The organism is Bacteriovorax sp. DB6_IX, assembly GCF_000447775.1.
In the GTDB taxonomy this organism is placed as follows: Bacteria; Bdellovibrionota; Bacteriovoracia; order Bacteriovoracales; family Bacteriovoracaceae; genus Halobacteriovorax_A.
The window spans coordinates 1-255 of the sequence record NZ_AUNJ01000170.1 but is presented as its reverse complement, the minus strand read 5'-3'; the positions used below and the strand labels follow the sequence as shown (position 1 = coordinate 255).

Annotated in this window: 1 protein-coding gene; it reads left to right on the top strand. The window is 36.9% G+C overall.

Translation table 11 applies throughout. The features are described from left to right. Positions 1 to 255 (top strand): flavin reductase family protein (locus tag M901_RS04975; RefSeq protein ID WP_034720505.1); only part of this gene is annotated, 255 nt, incomplete at both ends.

Below are 255 nucleotides of genomic sequence, written 5' to 3'. Positions count from 1 at the left end.
GCGCAAAGCCAATGATTGTTGCTTTTAGCCCAATGATTAAGAGCTCTAATGGTGAACTTAAAGATACTCCAAGAAATATTCTAAGAGAGAAAGAATTTGTTGTTAACTTTGTCACAGAAGAAACTCTTGATAAGATCAACATGACTTCGACGGAACTTCCATACGGTGAAGATGAATTCAAGTATGCTGGTTTAACTCCTCTTGAATCTGAAGTCGTCAAGGCCAGAAGAATAAAAGAAAGCCCTATTCATTTTG